Below are 1,522 nucleotides of genomic sequence, written 5' to 3' on the forward strand. Positions count from 1 at the left end.
GCATCGGTCGACATGTCGTGGCCAGGTTGTTGCCGCTGGGCGAGCAGGTCGTGGAGAGCCTGTCAAGTTGTCTGTGTAAGTGACCTGGGTCTCATGGGGTGTTACAGGTAGGGGTTGATGCGGTCGGGATAGATCAGGGCGAGCTCTCCCAGGGCGGCTTTCCAGCCTTGGATGACGGAACCCTCGACGAGCTTGCCGGGCGCCTTGCGGGGAGTTCCTCTGGGGGCGCCGGCTTCCTTGGCGCGTTCACGGGCCCGCTTGTCCTCGATGTTGCGGATGGCCAGCCACAGCAGCTTGATCGCGGCCGTGTCGCTGGGGAAGTGGCCGCGGTTCTTGATGATCTTGCGTAGCTGGTAGTTGAGCGACTCGATCGAGTTGGTCGTGTAGATGACCTTCCTCAACGCCGGCCCGAACGCCAGGAACGGGGTGAACCGCTCCCATGCGTTCTCCCAGGAGGCCACGGCGGCGGGGTACTTCTTGCCCAGGTTCGAGTCGGCGAACGCGGTCAGCGCCATCAACGCCGCGTCCTCGTTCGCGGCGGTGTAGATCGGACGCAGCATCGCCGCGACGGCCTTGCGGTCGGTGTAGGAGACGAACCGCATCGAGGCCCGGATCAGGTGCACGACGCACGTTTGGACCATCGCGCGGGTCCAGGTCGCCTCGATCGCCTCGGGGAAGCCGGTCAGACCGTCGCAGCAGACGATCAGCACGTCCTTGACGCCGCGGTTGGCCAGCTCCGCGCACACCGAGGCCCAGAACTTCGCGCCCTCGACGGCTTGGACCCAGATGCCCAAGACGTGCTTGACGCCATCCAGGTCCACGCCGACAGCGATGTGCGCAGCCCGGTTGGCCACGTGCGCGCCGTCACGGATCTTCACCACCAGCGCGTCGAGGTAGATCACCGGGTAGAACGCCTCCAACGGCCGCGTCTGCCACGCGGTGACCTCCTCGGCCACGGCGTCGGTCACGTTGCTGATCGTCTCGTGGGACAGCTCAGTGCCCAGCGTCGCAGCCAGATGATGCTGGATGTCGCGGATGGTCATCCCGCCCGCGTACAGCGAGATGATCATGTCCTCCAGTCCACCCAGACGCCTTGCGCCCTTGGGCACCAACGACGACGCGAAGGTGGAGTTACGATCCCTCGGCCGGTCCAAGCCGACGTCCCCGACCTCGGTCCCGACCGTCTTCGGGGTCGTGCCGTTGCGCGAGTTGCCCGAGCCGTTCCCACCCGGGTCGCCCTTCTCATACCCGAGGTGGTCGGTCAGCTCGGCCTGCATGCCCCGCTCGAGGACTGCCTTGATCATCTCGGGCAGGAATCCGCCCTCACCCGTCAGCGACAGGCCCCGCTCGTCGGTGGCGGCCATCAGCTTGTCGAGCATCTCGTCGTCGAAGAACTCACGACGCAACTGACGCGCTTCAGGCTCCTGCCCGGGCTCGTCGCTCTTCTTCGGCTTGGTCATAGCCATAGTCAATCTCCTTCAGGTGGGAGACCCCTCGCTTACACAGACCATCTGACACCCCC

The 1,522-nt window shown here is 65.6% G+C and carries 1 protein-coding gene; it reads right to left on the reverse strand.

Annotation, left to right across the window (positions count from 1 at the left end):
* Window positions 1-101 precede the first annotated feature (101 nt).
* On the reverse strand, window positions 102-1,364 hold the full coding sequence (locus Q4E95_RS13805; RefSeq protein WP_284305810.1) for an IS256 family transposase: 1,263 nt from the start codon (window positions 1,362-1,364) through the stop codon (window positions 102-104).
* Between the last annotated feature and the right edge of the window lie 158 nt (window positions 1,365-1,522).

This window comes from Kocuria sp., from assembly GCF_030536815.1.
Lineage (GTDB): Bacteria > Actinomycetota > Actinomycetes > Actinomycetales > Micrococcaceae > Kocuria > Kocuria gwangalliensis.